Origin of the sequence: Paenimyroides viscosum, assembly GCF_003858535.1 — a bacterium.
Lineage (GTDB): Bacteria > Bacteroidota > Bacteroidia > Flavobacteriales > Flavobacteriaceae > Flavobacterium > Flavobacterium viscosum.
Map to the genome: position 1 here is coordinate 1 of NZ_RQTJ01000083.1, position 1253 is coordinate 1253.

The following is a 1253-nucleotide window of genomic DNA, read 5'->3' on the forward strand; positions in this document are numbered from 1 at the left end:
AGCATTCTAAGATAAAAACAAGTAATCAAGTAATTAATTTTACAAAAGGTTCATTTCTTTTTGCAACGGCGAATATTCTTAATACAATTTTGTTTGCAACAGCATTTAAAGCTGTAAGCTTGTGCTTTCCTTTTTCTAATTTTTGTTCGTAATATTTTTTTAATTGAGGATCGTGCTGAATGGCACTTCCTGCAGCTTTAAATAAAATAGACTTTAGTGTTTTGTCCCTCAAAAAGTGTGTTTTTGTACGGCCTTTGATACTACTACCTGACTGATAAGGAAATGGAGCTAAGCCACAATGACAATTAAATTTACGGGCATCTGTAAAGCGAGTGAAATTATCAGTTTCTATAATGCATTTAATTGCCGTAATGGTACCAACACCTATTACAGAGGATATTTTTGTGTAGGTAGTATTTAGATCCTGACTTGATTTTACTATTTCCATCATTTGTTTTTCTAAATCTTGTATCGTCTTTTTGATGGATTTTAATTGTTTTTGCTCAAGTTTTATCAATTGTTTCAATGCTACTTTTTCACTTAGTATTATTTCCGCTTTTAAGCTATTTTGTATTTGTACTGACATTTTTACGTATCGTTCACGTGCCGTCATTAGTGCTTTTAATTTTCTTAATGATTCACAAGGCAATTTAAAAGGTGATAGTTTATGATGATTTGTTATAATATAATCAGCAATTCTATAGGCGTCCACTATATCAGATTTTCCACGCTGTAGTCCTAACGACCGCTGGAGGTCTAATGGGTTGATCAAATAGTAAGTAAATAGTTGTTCTTCTAATAGCCAAGACAGCAGCGCACCGTAATGTCCTGTATGCTCCAGTGCAACAACTACATTCTCTTTGTCTAGATTTTTCAGCCAAGTAAGAATCTCTTTTTCTTTGTTCGGAATCACACCTTGCTGAAGTTTCCTGCGGCTATCTTTTTGCAGGATACAAAAATCAAGTGTGTCTTTAGAAACATCAATGCCAATAATAAAATTTTTCATAAATTTGAATTTAGGAAAACAACTCTGACACAACCCAATTGGTTTAATTACTAACGCTATTAATAAGCCTTTAAGCTTAACATTCTAAATGGTACTTAAAACCAAAGAGGAGAATAGGACTAATGCTCAGGATAAACCACTACGTTTAAGAGTCGAACTAGTTCACCTATTCCCTCTGGTTGTTCAGAAATTATCTTCATTAATAATAACTGAATTTACTAAATACAAATCTAATAGCTTGTCGAAG

General features: G+C 32.7%; 1 protein-coding gene. It reads right to left on the minus strand.

What is annotated here, in order from left to right; genetic code table 11:
* Window positions 1-25: 25 nt before the first annotated feature.
* Window positions 26-1006 carry an IS110 family RNA-guided transposase gene (locus EG242_RS14775; RefSeq protein WP_124900698.1) on the minus strand — a complete coding sequence of 327 codons (981 nt, stop codon included), beginning with the start codon at window positions 1004-1006 and terminating at the stop codon, window positions 26-28.
* Window positions 1007-1253 lie beyond the last annotated feature (247 nt).